The organism is Roseomonas sp. FDAARGOS_362, from assembly GCF_002754815.1.
Lineage (GTDB): Bacteria > Pseudomonadota > Alphaproteobacteria > Acetobacterales > Acetobacteraceae > Roseomonas > Roseomonas mucosa.
The window spans coordinates 3,018,266-3,039,815 of sequence record NZ_CP024588.1; the positions used below are offsets into that span (position 1 = coordinate 3,018,266).

17 protein-coding genes are annotated in these 21,550 nt (G+C 72.1%); 6 read left to right on the forward strand and 11 right to left on the reverse strand.

From position 1 onward, the window contains the following. Window positions 1-205: 205 nt before the first annotated feature. The 3 genes from rocF (at window position 206) to CTJ15_RS18415 (ending at window position 3,845) form a co-directional block, all read left to right on the forward strand. Window positions 206-1,165, forward strand: coding sequence for an arginase (gene rocF, locus CTJ15_RS18405; RefSeq protein ID WP_019462479.1), 960 nt, complete (start codon window positions 206-208; stop codon window positions 1,163-1,165). Between the two features lie 2 nt (window positions 1,166-1,167). Beyond that, on the forward strand, window positions 1,168-2,208 hold the full coding sequence (locus tag CTJ15_RS18410) for an ornithine cyclodeaminase (protein WP_099781813.1): 1,041 nt from the start codon (window positions 1,168-1,170) through the stop codon (window positions 2,206-2,208). A 242-nt stretch (window positions 2,209-2,450) separates the two neighbouring features. Next, on the forward strand, window positions 2,451-3,845 hold the full coding sequence (locus CTJ15_RS18415) for an ATP-binding protein (protein ID WP_075822265.1): 1,395 nt from the start codon (window positions 2,451-2,453) through the stop codon (window positions 3,843-3,845). 90 nt (window positions 3,846-3,935) lie between these two features. Here the strand turns inward: CTJ15_RS18415 and rpsO are convergent, their stop codons facing one another. The 11 genes from rpsO to rimP form a co-directional block, all read right to left on the reverse strand. Next, entirely contained in the window at window positions 3,936-4,205 is a 270-nt protein-coding gene (gene rpsO / locus CTJ15_RS18420) for a 30S ribosomal protein S15 (RefSeq protein ID WP_019462476.1), read from the reverse strand. Between the two features lie 4 nt (window positions 4,206-4,209). Then, window positions 4,210-5,307 (reverse strand): tRNA pseudouridine(55) synthase TruB, encoded by a 1,098-nt coding sequence (gene truB, locus CTJ15_RS18425; RefSeq protein WP_075822266.1) that lies wholly within the window; start codon window positions 5,305-5,307, stop codon window positions 4,210-4,212. A 604-nt stretch (window positions 5,308-5,911) separates the two neighbouring features. After that, a complete protein-coding gene (locus tag CTJ15_RS18430; RefSeq protein ID WP_126281914.1) occupies window positions 5,912-7,468 on the reverse strand; it encodes a hypothetical protein in 1,557 nt (518 codons plus the stop codon). Next, window positions 7,465-9,036, reverse strand: coding sequence for a glycosyltransferase family 1 protein (locus CTJ15_RS18435; RefSeq protein ID WP_193009618.1), 1,572 nt, complete (start codon window positions 9,034-9,036; stop codon window positions 7,465-7,467). Before CTJ15_RS18435 ends, CTJ15_RS18430 begins: the two co-directional genes overlap by 4 nt. Next, window positions 9,033-10,592, reverse strand: coding sequence for a glycosyltransferase family 1 protein (locus CTJ15_RS18440; protein ID WP_099781814.1), 1,560 nt, complete (start codon window positions 10,590-10,592; stop codon window positions 9,033-9,035). The genes CTJ15_RS18435 and CTJ15_RS18440 overlap by 4 nt, the downstream gene beginning before the upstream one ends. A gap of 670 nt (window positions 10,593-11,262) precedes the next feature. Next, entirely contained in the window at window positions 11,263-11,613 is a 351-nt protein-coding gene (locus CTJ15_RS18445) for an acyl-CoA thioesterase (RefSeq protein WP_079253270.1), read from the reverse strand. 47 nt (window positions 11,614-11,660) lie between these two features. Beyond that, window positions 11,661-12,101 (reverse strand): 30S ribosome-binding factor RbfA, encoded by a 441-nt coding sequence (gene rbfA / locus CTJ15_RS18450; RefSeq protein ID WP_019459248.1) that lies wholly within the window; start codon window positions 12,099-12,101, stop codon window positions 11,661-11,663. A 95-nt stretch (window positions 12,102-12,196) separates the two neighbouring features. Further along, the gene (infB, locus tag CTJ15_RS24885; protein WP_226945982.1) at window positions 12,197-15,418 is read right to left on the reverse strand and encodes a translation initiation factor IF-2; all 3,222 of its coding nucleotides are present in this window, start codon (window positions 15,416-15,418) and stop codon (window positions 12,197-12,199) included. A gap of 31 nt (window positions 15,419-15,449) precedes the next feature. Further along, entirely contained in the window at window positions 15,450-16,094 is a 645-nt protein-coding gene (locus tag CTJ15_RS18465) for an RNA-binding protein (RefSeq protein ID WP_026032886.1), read from the reverse strand. A gap of 46 nt (window positions 16,095-16,140) precedes the next feature. Continuing rightward, complete coding sequence (nusA, locus tag CTJ15_RS18470) at window positions 16,141-17,736, reverse strand: transcription termination factor NusA (protein ID WP_019459245.1); 1,596 nt, start codon at window positions 17,734-17,736, stop codon at window positions 16,141-16,143. Between the two features lie 5 nt (window positions 17,737-17,741). Beyond that, window positions 17,742-18,377 (reverse strand): ribosome maturation factor RimP, encoded by a 636-nt coding sequence (gene rimP, locus CTJ15_RS24890; RefSeq protein WP_019459244.1) that lies wholly within the window; start codon window positions 18,375-18,377, stop codon window positions 17,742-17,744. A gap of 363 nt (window positions 18,378-18,740) precedes the next feature. Here rimP and modA point away from each other — a divergent pair, with 363 nt between their 5' ends. From modA to modC, 3 genes are all read left to right on the forward strand, one after another. Beyond that, a complete protein-coding gene (gene modA / locus CTJ15_RS18480) occupies window positions 18,741-19,535 on the forward strand; it encodes a molybdate ABC transporter substrate-binding protein (RefSeq protein WP_019459243.1) in 795 nt (264 codons plus the stop codon). A gap of 100 nt (window positions 19,536-19,635) precedes the next feature. Continuing rightward, window positions 19,636-20,358, forward strand: a complete 723-nt coding sequence (gene modB / locus CTJ15_RS18485; RefSeq protein ID WP_076970023.1) for a molybdate ABC transporter permease subunit — start codon at window positions 19,636-19,638, stop codon at window positions 20,356-20,358. 55 nt (window positions 20,359-20,413) lie between these two features. Next, window positions 20,414-21,541, forward strand: coding sequence for a molybdenum ABC transporter ATP-binding protein (gene modC / locus CTJ15_RS18490; RefSeq protein WP_099781816.1), 1,128 nt, complete (start codon window positions 20,414-20,416; stop codon window positions 21,539-21,541). The last annotated feature ends 9 nt before the right edge of the window (window positions 21,542-21,550 follow it).

A 21,550-nucleotide genomic window follows, 5' to 3' on the forward strand; every position in this document is an offset into this window, starting at 1 on the left:
CGAACGGCCCCCAGCTTCGGCTGAAGACCCCCCGGCTGGCCCGGCGCCTGTCATGGATTCTTCACCGCAGGCCCATCCCATCGCGCGGCGCGGATGGCAATCTGCCCGGAGAGCCCTGTGATTCCGCACGGGCGATCCGCGCATTCCGACAGGCTGCGGGGTTCGGTCCGCCGGCGCGATCGCCTAGGCAGGGGTGGTACAGTCCATGATCCAGATGAGTGGGGCGGGCGTGACGGATTCGAGCAGGATTTGCGTTCTGACCGGCGCGGCGGTCGATGAGGGCGCCAGCCGCCCGGGCTGCGAGATGGGTCCCAGCGCCTTCCGCGTCGCCGGCATCGCCGCGGCCCTGGCGGAGCTGGGCTATGCCGTGCGCGACAACGGCAACCTCGTGCCGCCCGCCTTCGCGGTGGAGCCGCATCCCAACCCGGCGATCCGCCACCTGCCGGAGATCGCGGCCTGGACGGCGGCGCTGGACGAGGCGGCCTTCGCGGCGGGCGGCGAGGGCTTCGCGGTCTTCCTGGGCGGGGACCACAGCCTGTCCGCCGGCACCATCGCCGGCATGAGCCGCCGTGCCGCCCTGGAAGGGCGCCCGCTCTTCGTCCTGTGGCTCGACGCGCATCCGGATTTCCACACGCTGGACAGCACGGTCAGCGGCAACCTGCACGGCGTCGGCATGGCCTATGCCACGGGGCGCCCGGGCTTCGCGGCGCACATGCCGCCACTGCGGGCGCCGGTCGATCCGCGCAACGTCTGCATGATCGGCCTGCGCAGCGTCGATCCGGCGGAGCGCGCGGCGCTGCGCGAGGCGGGCGTCACCGTGCATGACATGCGCGCGCTCGACGAATCCGGCGTGGCGGCACCGCTGCGCGCCTTCCTGGAACGTGCCGAGGCCGCCGGCGGCATCCTGCATGTCAGCCTGGATGTCGATTTCCTCGACCCCTCCATCGCGCCCGCCGTGGGCACCACCGTGCCCGGCGGCGCCACCTTCCGCGAGGCGCACCTGATCATGGAGATGGTCCATGACAGCGGGCTGGCCCGCAGTCTCGACCTCGTGGAGCTGAACCCCTTCCTCGACGAACGCGGTCGCACCGCGCTGCTGATGGTGGACCTCGCCGCCAGCCTGCTGGGCCGCAGCATCTTCGACCGCCCCACGCGGAGCTTCTGACCATGCAGGGCAGGCTCAACATCGTCCCCTTCGTCAGCGTGGACAACATGATGAAGCTGGTGCTGGCTATCGGCATCGAGCGCTTCCTGACCGGGCTGGCCGCGGCGATCGAGGAGGATTTCCGCCGCTGGGAGCTGTTCGACAAGACGCCGCGCATCGCCTCGCACAGTGCCGAGGGGGTGATCGAGCTGATGCCCACCAGCGACGGCACCACCTATGGCTTCAAGTATGTCAACGGCCATCCCAGGAACACGCGGCAGGGGCGGCAGACCGTCACCGCCTTCGGCGTGCTGGCCGATGTCGGCAACGGCTATCCGATGCTGCTGACGGAGATGACCATCCTGACGGCGCTGCGCACCGCCGCCACCTCGGCCCTCGCGGCGAAGTACCTGGCGCCGAAGGATGCGCGGGTGATGGCGGTGATCGGCAACGGCGCCCAGGCGGAGTTCCAGGCCATGGCCTTCCGGACCATGCTGGGCATCGACCGGCTCCGCCTCCACGACATCGACCGCGCCGCCACGGAGAAGTGCATCCGCAACCTCGCCGGCCTCGGCTTCGACATCACCGCCTGCGGCAGCGCGGCGGAGGCGGTGCAGGGCGCGCAGATCGTCACCACCGTGACGGCGGACAAGCAGAACGCCACCATCCTGACCGACAACCTCGTCGGGCGCGGCATCCATATCAACGGCGTCGGCGGCGACTGCCCGGGCAAGACCGAGCTGCATCCCGACATCCTCCTGCGCTCGGACATCTTCGTGGAGTACCCGCCGCAGACGCGCATCGAGGGCGAGATCCAGCAGCTCGCCCCCGACCATCCGGTGACGGAGCTCTGGCGGGTGATCGCCGGCCATGCCGAGGGCCGCCGCGGCGCCGACCAGATCACGCTCTTCGATTCCGTCGGCTTCGCCATCGAGGACTTCTCCGCCCTGCGCTACGTCCGCGAACGCATCGCGGGCACGGGCTTCTTCGAGGAGCTCGACCTCCTGGCCGATCCGGACGAGCCGCGCGACCTCTTCGGCATGCTGCTGCGCGCACAGGGATAGCATCGCGCCGGCGCGGGACGGCCGGTCGGGCCCGGAGGCGATGGCCCATCGTTCCCTTTCCGGGCAGGTCAATCGCTCTGGCCGGGCTGGCCACAGATTTCGCCGGATGTTCAAATATCGGACCTGGGCCATGCCCGGTGGAAGCCCCAATCTGGCGGGATGGCCGGAGCGGACGCGTGCCGTTCCGCCCGGCCGCGGCGAAACCCGTTCAGGCCACGAGTGGCGAAAGCAGGTCCGGACCGATGATCAGGCAGTTCCTCCTGGCTTGCGCGATCGGCGGCGTGCCCGCGCTGTGCCTGCTGCTGATGGGCCTGTCCGGCGCGGCGGGCTGGACGCCGGTCACCTGGTCCCTGCTGCTCACCGCCGGGGCTTCCGCCATCCTGGCCGGGGCCGCGCTCTGGATGCTCGACCGGCTGGCCGAGGCGCTGCGCGCCGCCGCCTCCGGCACGGTCCTCTCCCTGCCGCCGATGCGCCTGTTGCGGGAGGTCGCCGAGGCGCTCGACCGCCTGACGCGCGACCTGGCCGAGAGCGGCGCGCTGGTGGGGCGGCTGCGCGCGGCGGATGCGGTGATCGTGGAGGCGTTGCCGGACCCGCTCCTGGTCCTGGGCGCGGACCGGCAGCCGCTGCGGGCCAATGCCGCCGCCCGGAGGCTGTTCGGCAGCAGCGCCGGCGACCAGATGCCGGGCGACCTCTGGGCCCTGCTGCGCCACCCGATGCTGGCCGGGGCGGTGGACCGTGCCCTGCTGGACGGGGCGCCGCAGGCCAGCGACCTGACCCTTCCGGCGCCGGTCTTCCGGGACCTGGTGGCACAGGTGATCCCGCTCGACCCGCCGCTCTCCGATGGCGGGCGGCTGCTGATCCTGCTCTCCGACCGGACGCGGGACCGGGCGGTGGAGCGGATGCGGGCGGATTTCGTCGCCAATGCCAGCCACGAACTGCGCACGCCGCTGGCCAGCCTGATCGGCTTCATCGAGACCCTGCGCGGCCCCGCCGAGGACGACGCCGAGGCGCGGCGCCACTTCCTGGGCATCATGGCGGAACAGGCGGAGCGCATGCGGCGCCTGATCGACGACCTGCTGGGCCTGACGCGGATCGAGATCTCCGAGCACCAGCCGCCGGCGGGGCAGGTGGATCTGGTGGTGCTGGCGCGGGCCGAGACGGAGGCGCTGGCGCCGATCCTGGCGCAGCGCAGGACGAGGCTGCGGCTGGATCTGGAGCCCGCCCTGGCCCGGCCCGCCGACCAGGACCAGCTGGCCCAGGTGCTGCGCAACCTCGTCGAGAACGCCGTGCGCTATGGCCGGGAGGGCGGCGAGGTGCGCGTCGCGACCGGCGCGGCGGAGGGCGGCGTGTTCCTGCGGGTGGCGGATGACGGGCCAGGGATCGCGCGCGAGCACATCCCGCGCCTGACCGAGCGTTTCTACCGGGTGGACAAGGGCCGCTCGCGCCATGTCGGCGGCACCGGGCTGGGGCTGGCCATCGTCAAGCACGTGGTCAACCGCCATCGCGGGCGGCTGGCGATCGAGAGCGCGGTGGGGGAGGGGGCCAGCTTCAGGGTCTGGCTGCCGGGCGTTCCGGCGCCGTTCACCGGGCTCGAACCCAGGCCGGAGAAGCGCGTGCTGTCCGTGCGGGAAGCCTGAGGGCGGGAAGCAGGGGCCGGGCTTCGGAAGGGGCCCAGGGAGAAAGGAGGCCCGCGGAAGGCCGCCGGAGCGGCCCTCCGCGGGAATTCCTCAGCGGCGCAGGCCGAGACGGCCGATCAGGGTCTCGTAGCGAGTCTGGTCCTTGCGCTTCACATAGTCCAGCAGGCCACGGCGCTGGCCAACCAGGACCAGCAGGCCACGGCGGCTGTGGAAGTCCTTGGCGTGGGTCTTCAGGTGCTCCGTGAGGTTGGAGATGCGCTCCGACAGGATCGCGACCTGGACCTCGGGGGAACCCGTGTCACCGGGCTTCGTGGCGTATTCGGAAATCAGCGCGGTGCGGCGCTCGGCAGTGATCGACATCGGTTCAACCTTCTGTCTGGTCGTGGACGGGTTCGCTCCGGATCAGCCAGCGCTCGGGACGGACGAGACCGTCCTTGAGCATTGCCAGCCCCACCAGGCGCCCCCCCGTCACCACGCGCACCAGACCCCCTTCGAGGTTGGCGCCGTCGGGAACCCGACCCATGAACTCGACCAGGGAGATGTCCTGGCCGAAGGAAAGGCGGGCGGCCTCCGCTTCGGTCACGGCCAGAGCCGGGATGTCGGCCAGCGCGGTCATGACGGGAAGAAGAAGATCCGGGGAAGGGGGCGGGGCATCGCCCGTAACGGTCACGCTGTCAAGCGAAACCGCATGCGACTCACGGAAGGGACCCACGCGCAGGCGGCGCAGCGTCGCGATATGCCCGACCGTGCCCACCGCGCGGGCGAGGTCGCGGGCGAGCGAGCGCATGTAGACGCCCTTGCCGCTCTCCACCGCGAAGATCGCCGTGTCGGTATCGGGGCGGTCGATCAGCTCGAACTTGTCCACCCGGGCCGGGCGCGGCATCAGCACCGGGGCCGCGCCCTCGCGCGCCAGGTCATAGGCGCGCTGCCCGTCCACCTTGATGGCGGAATAGGCCGGCGGCACCTGCATGATCTCGCCGCGGAACTGCGGCAAGGCGGCCCGGATCTCCTCGTCCGTCGGACGGAGGTCGCTGGTCGCGGTCACCTGACCATCGGCATCGTCCGTGTCGCGCGCCTCGCCGAAGCGCAGCGTGAAGTGATAGGCCTTGGTGCCGTCCATCACATAGGGGACGGTCTTGGTGGCCGAGCCGAAGGCCACCGGCAGCAGCCCGGTCGCCAGCGGGTCCAGCGTCCCGCCATGCCCGGCCTTCTGCGCGTTGAAGGCACGCTTGACGCGGTTCACCACCTCGGTGCTGCCGATGCCCGAAGGCTTGTCGATGATCAGCCAGCCATCCAGCGGCCGGCCCTTGGGCTTGCGGTGGCCGTGCCGCCCCCCGGGACGGCCGCCCTTCTGCCCCCGGCGGTCCGCCTGGCGATCCCCCGCCTGGCGATCCCCCGCGTGGCGATCATGGGGCCGCTCGCCATGAGTCTCGCGTTGCGGCTCCTGATGCTCGCCTGCCATGCCCTGCTGTCCTCTTGGTGCCTCGACGCATGGCTACAGCGGTTCCCGTTTCCGGCGGAACGGAAATCACGGCGGCTCACACGGCGATGAGTGGAGTTCCGGTGCCCGCCGGAAACCATGGGGTCCGGCCGGGCGAAGCGCGGCGTCTAGCACGCTTCGGGTCCCGGGGAAGAGGGTCCGTGACCGGGAAGGTGGCATGTGCCGGAAGCCGGGCCCCCGCCACACGGCTCCTGCGGCGCAGGTCCGGACGGCCGCGTTGGGCGTTGCGCTCCGGGGGAGAGGCGCCGCCTCTCCCGCCGGACCCCCTCTCCGCCGGGGACCGAAGCCGGTCCCCGGACCCCGGGCTTTCGTGGGTTCTGGTGGTTGTCGTCAGTCTTCGCCCTGATCCCTGGGAGCAGGTGGCAGCGCGGGGCTGCCGAAAGGAAGAAAGGCACCCTGTCCGTGTGGGTGGTACCGGCAGCCTGCCGGAGAGCCATGCTCTCCGGCGAGATCCGGCATCAGCGAGCGCCAGCGAACGGGAGGTCCAGGACCCTCAGGGTCCTGGCGGATAGGGGGTCCGGGGGAAAGGCAGCGCCTTTCCCCCGGGACGAAGCGACGCCCGGCGTCAGCGCCGGGGTACGGGCGGCAGCAGGTGGTTGTTCTCGCGGCTGCAGAAGACGCGTGGCATCCAGCAGGGCTGGCCGAGGCGCCAAGCGGCGGCGTAGCGGCGGGGTGGCGCCGCCGTGATGCCGGGGGGCGGCACCTCCCAGGCCGGCGTGCCGACAAAGGGCTGCCGCAGCGAGAAGACGCGGAAGCCGCCCGGATAGGGGATCAGACGGATGTCGCGCACGTTCCGCAGCATCCGGCCATCGTCCAGCATCGTGGCCTGGCCGAAGAAGCTCTCGTCGAAGCCGGGGGCGGGGCCTTCGTAGGACAGCATCCGGGCGGGCGCCGTGGCCGAGGCGGTCTCGACGGGCACGAGTTGCAGGCAGAGCAGCGGCACCGAGGCCAGCAGGGCCAGTGGCGCCAGCGGGAAGGCCGGGGCACGCCGCCCGCGCAGCAGGTCGCGCAACAGCAGGAAGGCCATCAGGCCGAAGCCCGGCATGGCCCATTTCCAGTAGTGGACGTTGTTGAAGCGCCAGAGCCCGACGGGCAGCAGGTCCACATAGGACAGATAGAGCAGCGAATGCGCCACCAGCAGCAGGCCGAGCAGGCGGGCGGCGGCGCCATGCACCCAGGCGACGGCGAGGCCGCCCAGGGCCAGGGCCATGTAGGGGGCCTGTCGCATCAGCCCCTCGCCCTCGCCGAACCAGGGGCGCGGATCGACCAGCAGGGTATAGGCCTTCCAGCCCAGTCCCTGGAGGGTGAAGCCCAGACCCTGCGAGTGCAGCATGTAGTCGCTGGGCGCGAGGCCGTAGATGCGGAGATGCAGCAGCGCATAGGGCACCACCGCCAGCAGTCCGCCCAGCACCAGCCGCAGCAGGTCGCGTCCGCGCTCCATCCATGGGTGCGGGGCGGCAAGGAGGTCGTGCAGCACCACCGCCAGCAGGCAGAGAGCGGAAAGCAGCGCCTCGGTCGGGCGGAACAGGGGGATGGCGGCGGCCAGGAAGCCGATCAGGAGCGGGCGCCGCCGTGCCGGGCCGCCGCAGCCGAAATGGGCGGCGATGGTGGCCAGCAGGAGCCAGAGCAGCGCGGCCACCGGGCTGGTGTTCCAGGGCAGCACCCATTGGGCGAAGACCAGCCGGCTGCTGGCCACGCTGCCGACGAAGACCAGGCTGCCCCAGGCGGCGGGGATGCCCAACCGCCGGGCGAAGGCCAGGAAGCCCGCGTAGCAGCCGAGCAGCGAGAGCAGATCCACGGCGAGGAAGGCGTGGTCCCGGCTCAGCCACACGAAGGGCGCCGCCACCATGGCGTAGCCCAACGGATACCAGTGCTGCGCCGGGTCGAAATTCCCCTGCGCGAGGGCGGTGGCGCTGCGCAGGTAGTGGCCCTGGTCCCACCAGCCCCACCAACCCTCGGGGAACTGCGCCGAGCCCCCCGGCACGGCAGGGTCGGCGGCATAGCGCCAGAGATACAGGGCGGCGAGCAACAGGGCGCCCAGCACCGGCAGGGCGAGATTCAGCCGGGCGAGGCGGGACGCGGCGGAGGACGGCGAGGCGGTCATCGGGGCGGCGGCGCTCAAGGGCCTGCCTCCTCGGCGTCCAGCCGGTCCATGGCGCTGCGGATGATGCCGGCGCTGTCGGACCAGGGGACGTGGCGGAACTCGCGGGCGACACGCTCGCGCCAGGCCTCCAACCCCTCCGGGTCCTCGATCACCGCGCGGATCGTGGCGCAGGCATCGTCGAGGTCGTCCGGGTCGAAGTAGCGTGCCAGCGCCCCGCCTGCCTCGGGCAGCGAAGTCCGGTTCGAGGCGATGCAGGGCCGCCCCAGCGCCAGGCTCTCGCTCACCGGCAGCCCCCAGCCTTCATAGAGGGAGGGATAGAGCGTGAAGCGGCAGCCGCGGTAGAGGGCGAGGAGCTCCTCGTCGGAAGGGTCGCGAACCAGGCGGATCTTGCCGCCCAGCCATTCGGCATTCTCCAGCTGCTGCATCAGGTCGGCGACCAGCCAGCCGACGCGGCCGGCGAAGACCAGGGTGGGCACCTGCTCGCGCGGCATCTCGCTCAGCAGCCGCCGCCAGACGCGGAACAGCAGCGCGTGGTTCTTGCGCGCCTCCAGCGTCGAGACGAAGAGCACGTAGCTGCCGGGTTCCGGCAGGTCGGACAGGCCGGTCTCCGCCTCCGGCGCCGCATTCCCGGATGGGATGGCCCCGGATCGGGCGTTGGGAAGGACCGCGACGCCGAGGCCGGTGCCCATCGGCACGGCCTGCACCGGCCGGGGCAGGTCGAGGCCGATCTCCCGCGCCCAGCGGGTCACGTCCCCGGCCGTCGCGCGGCTGTTGGCGAAGATCTGGTCGGCCAGGGGCAGCACGCCGCGGTGCCAGGCGATGAAGGAGATGATCACCCCCCGGTCGCACCATTCCGGCCGGCGGATGGGGATCAGGTCGTGGATCAGCAGGGCGAAGCGCATCCGCAGGTCGTCGCGCAGCCAGCGCACGGTCTGGGCGTAGTCGTTGATGAACCAGGGGGAGCCCAGCACGAGCAGGCTGTCGCCCGGCCGCGCCACCTGCTGCAGCGGCACGCCTTCCTCGAAGCGCAGCTGGCTGCCCGTCTTCCCAGCCAGCTGCCGCCGGTGCAGGCGCCGCCGCGTCAGCTCCAGGGCCTCCGCGCCGGCCACGGCGGGCAGGCGCAGCAGGCCCCGCAGCGCGGCCCCCTGGAGGCGCAGCCCGGAGGCGAGCAGCGCGCGGCCATCCGGCTCCGCCTCGTATCCGGGGCCGATGCCGTTGGCGGCCCCGTCGGCAGTTTGTTCCGCATCCGGGCGTGTCGCCGCCGCGGCAACAGGAGGGGCCGGGGCGGTGATCCGCTCGAAAGCCTGCTCGATCTGCGTCCAGGAGACGGTTTCCAGGTGACGGGGGCCGGAGCGGCGCACGAAGCGCACCCACCCGGCCCCGTCATCCGCCCGGTGCAGGGCACGGCAGATCTCGAAGGTGACGCGCTGGATGCCGCTGGGCCGCACGCTGGCCTCGAAATACTGGACGAGGTCGCCGACCTCGATCCAGATCGTGGAAGGCGTCACAGCCTCTTCCGGGGCCTGGCTGTTCACGGCCGGATGGCTCATGGCTGAACGGCTCGTGCCCGTATCGGCGGCGCTCATGCGGGCTGCCCCAGCGCGGCGGGTCCGGCGGCCTGCGCGGGCAAGGCCAGGACCCCCTCCAGGATGGCGTCGGCGCTGTCGGACCAGGGGACGTGGCGGAACTCGCGGGCGACACGCTCGCGCCAAGCCTCCAGCCCCTCCGGGTCCTCGATCACCGCGCGGATCGTGGCGCAGGCATCGTCCAGGTCGTCCGGGTCGAAGTAGCGTGCCAGCGCCCCGCCCGCCTCGGGCAGCGAGGTCCGGTTCGAGGCGATGCAGGGACGCCCCAGCGCCAGGCTCTCGCTCACTGGCAGCCCCCAGCCCTCGAACAGCGAGGGGAACAGGGTGAAGCGGCAGCCGCGGTAGAGGGCGAGGAGCTCCTCGTCGGAAGGGTCGCGAACCAGGCGGATCTTGCCGCCCAGCCATTCGGCATTCTCCAGCTGCTGCATCAGGTCGGCGACCAGCCAGCCGACGCGGCCGGCGAAGACCAGGGTGGGCACCTGCTCGCGCGGCATCTCGCTCAGCAGCCGCCGCCAGACGCGGAACAGCAGCGCGTGGTTCTTGCGCGCCTCCAGCGTCGAGACGAAGAGCACATAGCTGCCCGGGCGGGGCAGGCCACGCGGCCGCGACGAGGCCAGCCGGTCCGCTTGCCCCACGAGGCCGAAGCCGGTGCCGATGGGGATCGGCCGCACCGGTGCCTCCAGCGCGAGTCCAGCCTCGGCGGCATAGGCTTCCACATCACGGGCAGTGGCGTGGCTGATGGCCATCAGCCGGGGGCATTCCAGCAGCACCGTCTCCACCCACTGACGGAAGCTCTGCACCAGATCGCGAGCACACCATTCAGGGCGGCGCAGCGGGATCAGATCATAAAGCAGCAGGGCAGGCCGCATCCCGTGGTGCTGCCGCAGCTGCCGCAGCAACCCGGCATAGTCCGCATGCACCCAGGGGGCGCCGAGGACCAGGAAGACATCCCCCGGAAGCGCCGGCAGGGAAGGCGCCGTGGCGGGCATGGCGGCCGCCCCGGCCTGCGCCCCAGAGGATGTTGGAACGGGTGGGGAGATGGGCGAGGCAACGGTCGGGGCTGCGGAAGGGGGGGCGCCGGCCTGCCGCCGGTCCCGCCACAGGGCAAGGCCGCGGCGGCCGGTCCGCAGCACGTTCATCTGCAGCACGGCGGCTTGCAGCAGGGTTTCCGAGGTCCGCGGCGGCAGCTTCTGCAGGCGGTAGATCAGGCCGAAGCGCAGGCGTTGCAGCAACGGCCTGCCCTGGCGGACGCGGGGCGCAGGGGGGCGGGGCGGCGGTATGGCCGCCTCCGGCTTCCCTCCCTGGCCTTCCGACAGGCGCTCGAACAGCACGGCGACCTCGGTGAAGGGAACCTCGCGCAGCAGATCCGGCCCGTCATCGTGGCGGACAAAGGCGATCCGTGGTGCGCCCGGCTGCCGCGCCGCCCGGTCCGGCAGCACGCGCAGGATCTCGAAGACCAGGCGCTGGATGCCGCTGGGGCGCGGATTGGCGAGGGCATACTGGAAGAGGTCTTCGACATCGACCCAGATGGTGCGGCGCACAGGCTTGGCGGGCATGGAAACTGGAACCATTTCGGTGTCCGGAGATCGACCTCGATTGCCCCGGTCCGCCCATGGCGTGCCGGGTCGCGTCCCGCCTCGGCCCGGACCCAGGATGGATCGCGGACAGGAAAGCAGCGTCAGGGCGCCCGGTTTCTTTCCCTGTTTTGTTGCATCGGCATGTCTTTCCGTTTCGCGGAGTGCCCGCCGATGCGCAAGCCCGGCCAGGAATTTCTGGCCGGCCGGATGCTTCACGAGAGCGAGTGCGACCCGGAAGCCGCAACCCGGCCGCGCAGCAAGAGGACATGGCACCTGCCCCTGGCCTTGCGCTGTCCCGGGTGAAAGGCCCTGCCTTTCCCCCAAACCCCCTATCCGCCAGGACCCTGCGGGCCCTGGACCCGGGGAGTTGACGCTTGCTGATGCCGGATCGCGCCGGAAAGCCCGGCTCTCGGGCGGACTGCCGGTGCCGCCAGCGCTGACACGGTGTCTTTCCTTTTTCGGGAGCCCCGCCTTGCCACCTGCTCCCGGGGGATTGGGCCGCAGGACAACGGCTACTACCGAGCCAACGAAGTGGGTCCAGGGCACGCAGTGTCCTGGCGGAGAGGGGGGCCGGCGGGAGAGGCAGGGCCTCTCCCCCGGGGGCCAGTCAGCTGAGGCGCAGCCCATCCGGGGAAAGCCGCCGCCCGTATCAGCCGGCGTCGCTGCCCTCGGCAGGGACGGGGCGGGGGCGGCCTTCGTCGTCCAGCGCCACGAAGGTGAAGACGGCCTCGGTCACCCGGTTGCGGTCCTCGCTGTGCCGCTCCCGCCGCCAGGCCTCCACCCGGATGCGGAGCGAGGTGCGGCCCACCGAGAGGATCTGTGCATAAAGGCTGACCTCGTCTCCCACCTTCACGGGTGAGTGGAAGCTGATCGCCTCCACCGCCACGGTGGCGCAGCGGCCGCGGGCGCGGCGGGCCGCGGCATTGCCGGCCGCGAGATCCATCTGCGCCATCAGCCAGCCGCCGAAGATGTCGCCCGCCGGGTTCGTGTCCCCCGGCATGGCGATGGTCCGGATGAGTGGGGCGGCCTCGGGCGGCAGAGGGGTCTTCACGGCTGTTCCTTCTCCTCGCCCGCTTCCTCCCCGTCGGCCGGCCGCAGGTCGCGCGCCACTTCCGGGCGGCGCATCAGGGCGTCGATGCGCATGGCGTGATCCAACGCCGTATCGGCCTGGAAATGCAATTCCGGCGCCACGCGCAGCCGCACCGCCTTGGCCACCTGGGTCCGCAGATAGGGCTGGGAACGCTTCAGCGCCTCCAGCAGCTCCTTGTCTGCCGTCTGCCCGAGCCGGGAAACGAAGACCGTCATGTGCTTCAGGTCGGGGGAGGCACGGACCTCCGTCACCGTCACCCGTGCGGCGGCCAGTTCCGGGTCGCGCACGTCGCCGCGCGCCAGCACGGCCGCCAGGGCATGGCGGATTTCCTCGGCCACGCGGAGCTGGCGCTGGGAGGGGGCGGCCTCCGCCCCCTTTCTCTCGGCTCGCTTGCTCATCTCTCGTTCTCGCACTCTCAAAAAAACTGAGGCCCCCGCGGTGTCCCGCGGAGGCCCCGTCTCATCCGGACGGCCCCGGAAGGGGCCGGGGCGGCTCAATCGGCCGCCACGGTCTCCGTCTCGTAGCACTCGATCTGGTCGTCGACGCGGATGTCGTTGTAGTTCGCGAAGGACATGCCGCACTCGTAGCCGTTGGCGACCTCGCGGACATCGTCCTTGAAGCGGCGCAGCGTGGACAGGGTGCCCTGGTGGATCACCACGCCGTCGCGCAGCAGTCGGACGCCCGCCCCGCGCTTCACCACGCCCTCGGTCACGCGGCAGCCTGCGATGTTGCCGAGGCGCTTGACCTCGAAGACCTGCAGGATCTGCGCGTAGCCCAGGAACTTCTCGCGCTGGATCGGGGCGAGCTTGCCCTTGACCAGCTTCTCGATGTCGTCGGCCACCTCGTAGATGATCGAGTAGTAGCGGATCTCCACGCCCTCGCGCTGCGCCAGCTCCCGCGCCTGGGTCGTGGCGCGGACGTTGAAGGCCACCACCACGGCATCGGAGGCCTTGGCGAGCTGGATGTCGCTCTCGGTGATCTGGCCCACGCCGCTGTGCAGCACGCGCACCTTCACCTCGTCGCGGCTGAGCTTGCCGAGCGTCACGCCGAGCGCCTCGGCCGAGCCCTGCACGTCCGCCTTGACGACGACCGCCACCTCCTTCTGCTCGCCCGCCTGGATGCGGGCCAGCATGTCGTTCAGCGTGCCGCGGCTCGCGCTCAGCGCGGCGGCCACCTTCTCGCGGGCCTGGCGCTGGCGGAACTCGGAGATCTCCTTCGCCCGGCCCTCGTCCTCGACGGCGACGAAGTTCTCGCCGGCCGAGGGGACGCCGGACAGGCCCAGAATCTCCACCGGCACGGAGGGCAGGGCCTCCTTCACGTTGCGCGCCTTGTCATCGATCAGCGCGCGGACACGGCCCCATTCGGTGCCGGCCACCACGATGTCGCCCTGTCGCAGCGTGCCCTTCTGGACCAGCACGGTGGCCACCGGGCCACGGCCCTTGTCCAGTTTGGACTCGATCACCGTGCCCTCGCCGGCACGATCCGGGTTGGCGCGCAGGTCCAGCACCTCGGCCTGCAGGGAGATCGCCTCCAGCAGCTTGTCGAGGTTGGTGCCCTTGAGCGCGGAGACCTCGATCTCCTGCGTCTCGCCACCCAGGCTTTCCACCACGACCTCGTGCTGCAGCAGCTCGTTGCGCACGCGGTCGGGGTTCACGCCCGGCTTGTCGATCTTGTTGACCGCCACGATCATCGGCACGTTGGCCGCGCGGGCATGGCGGATCGCCTCGACCGTCTGCGGCATGACGCCATCGTCGGCCGCCACCACCAGCACCACCATGTCCGTCACCGAGGCACCGCGGGCACGCATGGCCGTGAAGGCCTCGTGGCCCGGCGTGTCGATGAAGGTGACCTTGGAGCCGTCCGGCACCGTGATCTGGTAGGCGCCGATATGCTGCGTGATGCCGCCGGCCTCGCGCGCTGCCACGTCGGTCTTGCGCAGCGCGTCCAGCAGGCTGGTCTTGCCGTGGTCGACATGGCCCATGATGGTCACGACCGGCGGACGCGGCAGCAGCTCGTCGTCCTGGTCCACCGCGCCGCCCAGGCCCAGCTCCACGTCGCTCTCCGAGACGCGGCGCGGACGGTGGCCGAACTCGGTCACCACCAGCTCCGCCGTATCGGCGTCGATGGACTGCGTCAGGGTCGCCATCACGCCCATGCGGAACAGCGCCTTCACCACCTCGCCGCCACGGGCGGCCATGCGGTTCGCCAGCTCCTGCACGGTGATGACGTCGGGGATGGTGACGTCGCGGACGACCTTCACCCCATCCGAGCGCAGGCGCGCCAGCTCGGCCTGGCGCCGCTCGCGCTCACGGGCGCGGCGGACGGAGGCGAGCGAGCGGGAACGGTCGTCCTCGCCCTCGATCGCGGCCTGGACGTCGATCCGGCCCTCGCGGCGCCGGTCGGCGCCCACGGGGGGCTTGCGCGCCGGGGGCGCCGCCGGGCGGCGGGCCGCCGGAGCGGTGGAAGGCCCGGCACGGCGCGACGGGGTGCGGCGATCGGTTTCCTCGATGGCGGGGGCGCCACTGGCGATCGGCAGGCGGGGCGCACCGGCACCCGCGCCGCCACCAGGGCCACGCGCGCCATAGCCGCCACCGGCGCCGCCGGGACCACCGGAACGGGCACCATAGCCGCCGCCGCTGGCGCCGCCGGGACCACCGGAACGGGCGCCGTAACCGCCGCCGCTGGCACCGCCAGGACCACCGGAACGGGCACCATAGCCGCCGCCACCGGCGCCGCCGGGACCACCGGAACGGGCGCCATAGCCACCGCCACCGGCACCGCCGGGACCACCGGAACGGGCGCCGTAGCCGCCGCCACTGGCACCGCCGGGACCACCGGAACGGGCGCCATAGCCGCCGCCACCGGCGCCGCCGGGACCACCGGAACGGGCGCCATAGCCGCCGCCGCTGGCACCGCCGGGGCCACCGGAACGGGCGCCGTAGCCACCGCCAGGACCGCCCGAGCGGGCACCATAGCCAGCACCGGCGCCGCCATCGCGGTCGCGGCCGAAATCACGCGCCGGACGATCGTCGCGCACCGGACGCTCGTCGCGGACGGGCCGGTCTTCGCGCGGCCGTTCCTCGCGGACCGGCGTGCGGGCCTGAACCGGGGCAGGGGCCGGAGCCGCAGGGGCAGGCGCGGCGGGCGCCGGCTGCTCGGTCGGGGCCGGCGCAGCGGCGGCCGCGGCACGGCGGCGGGATTCCTCCTCGGCGGCACGCCGGGAGGCTTCCTCGGCGGCGCGCTTCGCTTCCTCGGCGGCATGGCGCTGCGCCTCTTCCTCGGCGGCGCGGCGCTGCGCCTCCTCGGCGGCCGAGCGGATCGCCAGGGCCTGGCGCTCACGCTCCTCGCGCTGCCGCTGGGCCTCCAGGCGGCGCTGCTCCTCCAGCACGCGCAGGCGGTTGGCCTGCTCGCCCTGGGTCAGCGGCCGGCCGGCCTGCGGCGCACCGCCGCCGCCGCGCGAACCCGAACCGGAGCGCGAGGCGCCACCGGGGCGGCCGCCCGGCGCGGCGCCGGATCGGGCCGGGCCCGTCGCGGCAACCGGCGCGGGGGCCGGGGTCCGCTTCTTCACCACCTCGACCTGCACGGTCTTGGAGCGGCCATGGCTGAAGGACTGGCGCACGCTGCCCGCCGCCTCCGTCTTGCCGAGCTCCATCCGACCGCCGGGCCTCAGGCTCAGCCGACCCTTGGCCGCATCCTGTTCGTTCCCGTCGCTCATCGGCCCGCTATCTGTACCCGTCGTATTCTTTTCAGCCACGCACACTCTCCACGGCGCTGATGAAGCCGCCCAGACGGGCCGCCTCTCGCGCGATCTCCTGGGCCAGCCGGCCCTTTGCGACCGCCACGTGCACCGCGTGGTCGCGTCCGAAAATTCCCCCCAGCTCCGCCGCCGTCAGGACGGCGACCACCGGGATATCCCTGGCCCCGACCAGCCGCGAGCGCTCCGCCGCGCTGCCATCGGAAGCCTGTGCCACCAGGCCGGCCCGCCCAGCCTGCAGCCATTCGCGCGCCTGCTGGAAGCCGCTTACCGCCTGCCCTGCGCGCCGCGCGAAGCCCAGGAGGTCCCGCAGGCGCTGCCTCAGGCCAGCCTCGATCCGTGCATTCAGGTCGGGGGGAGGGTTGACCGGCCCACGGGCCGCCCTGGCAAAGGCTGCACGCTTGAGCGCGGCTTCTAGCACATCGGCCCGCGCGCTCAACCACATTCCCCGCCCAGGCAGCCGTTCGGCCAGGTCAGGAACGAGTTCCCGACCTGGACCGATGACAAACCGGATCATGCTTTCCTTCGGGAAGCTCTCGCGCGTCACGACACAGCGGCGCAGCGGGCCCTTCTCCTCGGGATCGGGTTGCCCCATCTCCGCCGGCGAGCCAGACGGATCGCCGGAGGGCGCCTGCATGGCACCCTCGGCGTCGGGCCGGCCCGTTATGACATCGCGTGTGTCATCATGGTTCGGTACGGGTGGCGTTGTCTGTCTCCTCACCGGAATTTCCGGTATCGGCGTGGCCGGCGGCCTCGGCCGCCCCTTCCTCGCCCTCGAACCAGTGCTGGCGCGCCGCCATGATGATGGCGTTCGCCGTCTCCTCGTCGATGCTGTCCTCGCCCAGGATCTCGACCAACTCGTCGGAGGCCAGGTCGCCCAGGTCGTCGAGCGTCTTGATGCCCTTCTCGCCGAGCGTCACCAGGGTCGCCGGGCTGAAGCCGCCGACCTCGGCCACGACGTCCTCGACGCCCAGCGCGCGGCGCTTCTCGTCCAGCTCCTGGTCGCGGCTCTCCAGCCAGGCATGACCGCGGCGCTTCAGCTCCTGGGCCACGGTCTCGTCGAAGCCCTCGATCTCGGCCAGTTCCTCGTCCGGGGCGTCCACGACCTCCTCGATCGTGGTGAAGCCCTCGGTGACCAGCAGGCCGGCGATCACGTCGTCCACATCCAGGCCGTCCACGAAGAGGCTGGTGCGCTTGCGGAACTCCTCCTGCCGGCGCTCGCTCTCCTCGGTCTCCGTCTGGATGTCGATGTCGAAGCGGGTCAGCTGGGAGGCGAGGCGCACGTTCTGGCCGCGGCGCCCGATGGCCAGCGAAAGCTGGTCATCCGGCACCACGACTTCAACCCGGCGCCCCTCGTCGTCCAGCACCACCTTGGTCACCTCGGCCGGGGCCAGGGCGTTCACCAGGAAGGTCGCCGGGTCGCCGGACCAGGGGATGATGTCGATGCGCTCGCCCTGCAGCTCCGCCACCACGGCCTGCACGCGCGATCCGCGCATGCCGACGCAGGCACCGACCGGGTCGATGGAGCTGTCGCGCGAGATCACCGCCATCTTGGCGCGCGAGCCCGGGTCGCGGGCCACGGCCTTGATCTCGATGATGCCGTCGTAGATCTCCGGCACCTCCTGGGCAAACAGCTTGGCCAGGAAGCCGGGATGGGTGCGGGAGAGGAAGATCTGCGGGCCCCGCGTCTCCTCGCGCACGTCATAGATATAGGCGCGCACCCGGTCGCCGTTGCGGAAGGCCTCGCGCGGGATGGTCTCGTCGCGGCGCAGCAGCGCCTCCGCCCGGCCGAGATCGACCATCAGGTTACCGTACTCGGTGCGCTTGACGACGCCGTTGATGATCTCGCCGACGCGGTCCTTGTACTCGTCGAACTGCTTCTTGCGCTCGACCTCGCGCACCCGCTGCACGATCACCTGCTTGGCGGTCTGCGCGGCGATGCGGCCGAAATCGATCGGTGGCAGCGGATCGACGATGAACTGCCCGGCCTCGATCTCCGGCTGGAACTTCAGCGCGATCCGCAGCGGGATCTGCGTCTCCTCGTTCTCGACCGTGTCGGCGTCCACCACCTCGGTCCAGCGGGAGAGCTTCACCTCGCCGGAGCGGCGGTCGATGGTGGCGCGGATGTCCTTCTCGGCGCCGTACTTGGCGCGGCCGGCCTTCTGGATGGCCTGCTCCATGGCCTCCAGCACCTCGTCGCGCTCGATCATCTTCTCGCGCGCGACGGCGTCGGCCACCTGCAGCAGTTCGGGGCGAAGGACGGAGGCGTCCAGAGCCATTGGCGTCAGTTCCTCTTCGCGTGCGGCTTGCGGCGCGGCTGCTCGTCCGCCTCTTCGGCGTCCCCGGGCTCGCCCGCCGTTTCCGTCGCCGTGGCGGCGATCAACTCGTCGGTCAGCACCAGCTTGGCGCGGCGGATGGTGTCGCGGGGGATCACCGCCTCGCCGCCTTCGTCCAGCCGGAGCCTCACCTCATTCTCGTCCGCCGCCAGGATGCGGCCCTTCCAGCGCCGGCGCCCGTCCTGCGGCACCAGCAGCTCCACCGTGGCGACATGCCCGGCGAAGCGGAGCCAGTCCTTGGTGCGCGTCAGCGGCCGGTCGATGCCGGCGGAAGAAACCTCCAGGTTCCATTCGCCGCTGAACGGGTCCTCGACATCCAGCACGGCGCCGACGGCGTGGCTGATCGCCTCGCAGTCCTCCACGCCGATCAGCGCGCCATCGGCACGGTCGGCCATGATCTGCACCGTGGGCGTCCGCGTCCCGCTGACCTGCACGCGCACCAGCTCATAGCCCATGCCGGCCAGTGCAGGCTCCACCACACGCGCCAGCCGCGCCTCCAGGCCGCCGGTCAGATCGGGCGTGCCCGGGGCGGTGTCGCTGGCGGTGTCGTTACTCTCGCGGTCGTCGGCGTCGGGCTTCGGCAATAAAAAAAGGCGGCCCGTGAAGGCCACCCCCCTGAAAACGGCGGATTGTCTCGGCAGGGATGTAGTGCCGCGAGACAGGGGAAGCAAGAGGATTCCACGGGGCGCCCTTCGGCCCGTCGCCGCGGGCACCCCCTCGCCGCCCTCCCACCAGGAAGGCACGCAGCCTCCCAGGCCCCAGGCTGCGCGGGTTCCGGTGCCTCGCCCTTGCCGTTGCTCTGTCCCCCGGGGGCGACCGCCAGGGCGGACCGGCATTATCCCGGCACACCGTATATATCCGCGGCATATAGCCTCGGCGAAGGGATGGTTGCGGCCTGGGAAGCCCACCGATATATCCAACGAGGAATAGCGAAGCGGAGACCCCCCATGCGTCGTCGGCTTTTCGCCTCGGCCCTCGCCCTGTGCCTCGCGGCACCGCTGGTGGGCCTGTCCGGCGCGAGAGCGCAGGAGGCCGGGGGGCCCACGGTCTTTGCCGCCGCCAGCCTGACCGATGCCATGCGCGCGCTGGGCGAGGCCTGGAAGGCCAAGGGCCATCCGGCGCCGCGCTTCTCCTTCGCGGCCTCCTCGGCCCTGGCGCGCCAGATGGAGCAGGGGGCGCCCGCCGACATCTTCGCTTCCGCCGACGAGCCCTGGATGGACTATGTCCAGCAGCGCGGGCTGATCGTGGACGGCACGCGGGTCAGCCCGCTGGCCAATGCCCTGGTGCTGATCGCCCCCGCCGACAAGCCGGCGCCGAAGCTGGTGCTGACCCGGGACACGGACCTTTCGGCGCTGCTCGGGGCCGATGGGCGGATCGCGACGGGCGATCCCTCCAACGTGCCGGTGGGCAAGTATGCCCAGGCGGCGCTGGGCTGGATGGGGCAGTGGGACAAGCTCTCGCCGCGCCTGGCGCGGGCGGACAATGTGCGCTCCGCCCTGCTGCTGGTGGAACGGGGCGAGGCGCCGCTCGGCATCGTCTATTCCACCGATGCCGCGATCTCGAAGGGGGTGCGGGTCGTGGCCACCTTCCCGGCGGAAAGCCACCCGCCGATCACCTATCCCTTCGCCCTGGCGAAACGGGCCGAGGGGAATGCCCAGGCGCGCGATTTCCTGGCCTTCATCACGGGTCCCGACTCGGCGCCGGTCTACCAGCGCTTCGGCTTCGCCCTGCGCCAGCCATAGGGCATGATCGGTCCCTGCCCACTGGACCCCGACCGCCCCTGGCCCGCCCGATCCCGCCCGATGGCCATGTCCCGCCCCGCTGGGGCCTGACCCGCTCCGCATGACCTGGCCCGGCAACCCGGCAGGCTGGCTGACGCCCGAGGAATGGCAGGCCGTGCGCCTCAGCCTGGAGGTGGCGCTGCGCTCGGTGGTGTTCGGCCTGCCCCCGGCGGTACTGGCCGCCTGGCTGCTGGCCCGGCACCGCTTTCCGGGGCGTGCCCTGCTCGACGCCTTCGTCCACCTGCCACTGGTGATGCCGCCCGTGGTGGTGGGCTGGCTGCTGCTGGTCACCTTCGGCATCCGCGGGCCGGTCGGGGCGCTGCTGAACGACTGGTTCGGCATCCGGCTGGTCTTCACCACCGCCGGCGCCTCGCTCGCCACCGCCACCATGTCCTTTCCGCTGATCGTGCGCGCGGTGCGCCTCAGCCTGGATTCCGTCGATCCGGGGCTGGAGGCGGCGGCGCGCACGCTCGGCGCCGGGCCGCTGGACCGCTTCGTGACGCTGACCCTGCCGCTGATCTCGCCCGGCATCCTGTCCGGCGCCATCACCGCCTTCGCCGCCGGGCTGGGCGAGTTCGGCGCGGTGATCACCTTTGCCTCCAACATCCCCGGCCGGACCCAGACCCTGCCGTTGGCGATCTACGCGGCCACCCAGACCCCGGGCGGCGAGGCGACGGCGGCCAGGCTGGCGGCGGTCTCCTTCGTGCTGGCCGTGCTGGGGCTGCTGCTGGCGGAATTCGCCGGGCGGCGGATGCAGGTCATGCTCGGCCGGGCGCCGCGCTGATGCCGCGCCCGTCCAGCCGGGCCGCGCCACCCGGCGCGCCGAGGCGGCGCGGCTGATGCTGGAAGTCCGCCTGCGCCACCGCTTTCCCGCCCCCGCCCCGGACATGCCGGGCTTTGCCATCGATGCGGCCTTCGCTTCGCCGACACCGGGCGTCACGGCGGTCTTCGGCCCCTCGGGCTGCGGCAAATCCACCCTGCTCGCCGCCGTGGCCGGACTGCTGCGCCCGCAGGAGGGGCGGATCGCGCTGGATGGCATGGTGCTGTTCGACAGCGCGGCGCGGCGCATGCTGCCGCCCGAACAGCGGCGCTGCGGCGTGGTCTTCCAGGATTCGCGGCTCTTCCCGCATCTCTCGGTGGACACCAACCTGCGCTACGGGCTGCGCCGGGCACCGCACGGCGCGGAGGGACCGGGCTTCGAGGAGGTGGTGGCGCTGCTCGGCATCGGCCATCTGCTGCGCCGCCGCCCCGCCGCGCTGTCCGGCGGCGAGAGGCAGCGTGTCGCCCTGGGCCGTGCCCTGCTGTCGCGCCCCCGCCTGCTGCTGATGGACGAGCCCCTGGCCGCGCTGGATGCCGCGCGCAAGGCGGAGGTCCTGCCTTTCCTGACGCGGCTGCGCGACCGGCTCAGCATCCCGCTCCTCTACGTCACCCATGCGATGGAGGAGGTGGATCGGCTGGCGGACCGGCTGGTGCTGATGGAGGCGGGGCGCGTGCTCGCCGAGGGCAGCGTGGAGGAGCTTTCCGCCCGCACCGACCTGCCGCTTCTCGCCGGGCGGCGGGACGCGGGCGTGCTGCTCGCCTGCACGGTGCGGGAGCGTGTGGCGGGGGAGGGCTTGGCGCGGCTGGGCTTCGAGGGCGGCGAGCTGCTGTTGCCGTCGCTGCCGGATGCGCCGGGCACGCGGTTGCGCGTCCGGGTGCGGGCGCGCGACGTGTCGGTCGCCACCGAGGAGCCCCGCGGGATCTCGGTCCGCAACGTGCTGCCCGTGGTGCTGGAGGCCATCGGGCCGGGCACGGGGCAGGAGGTGATGCTGCGCCTGCGCCTGGGTGCCGGCGGCGTGCTCCTGTCGCGCATCACCGCCGAGGCGGCGCGGCGCCTGGACCTGCGCCCGGGACAGCCGCTCTGGGCCCTGGTGAAATCGGTCGCCCTCAGCCAGGGTGGCGCGGCCCGCGAGGAAGAGCCGGGCTGACCCGCCAGG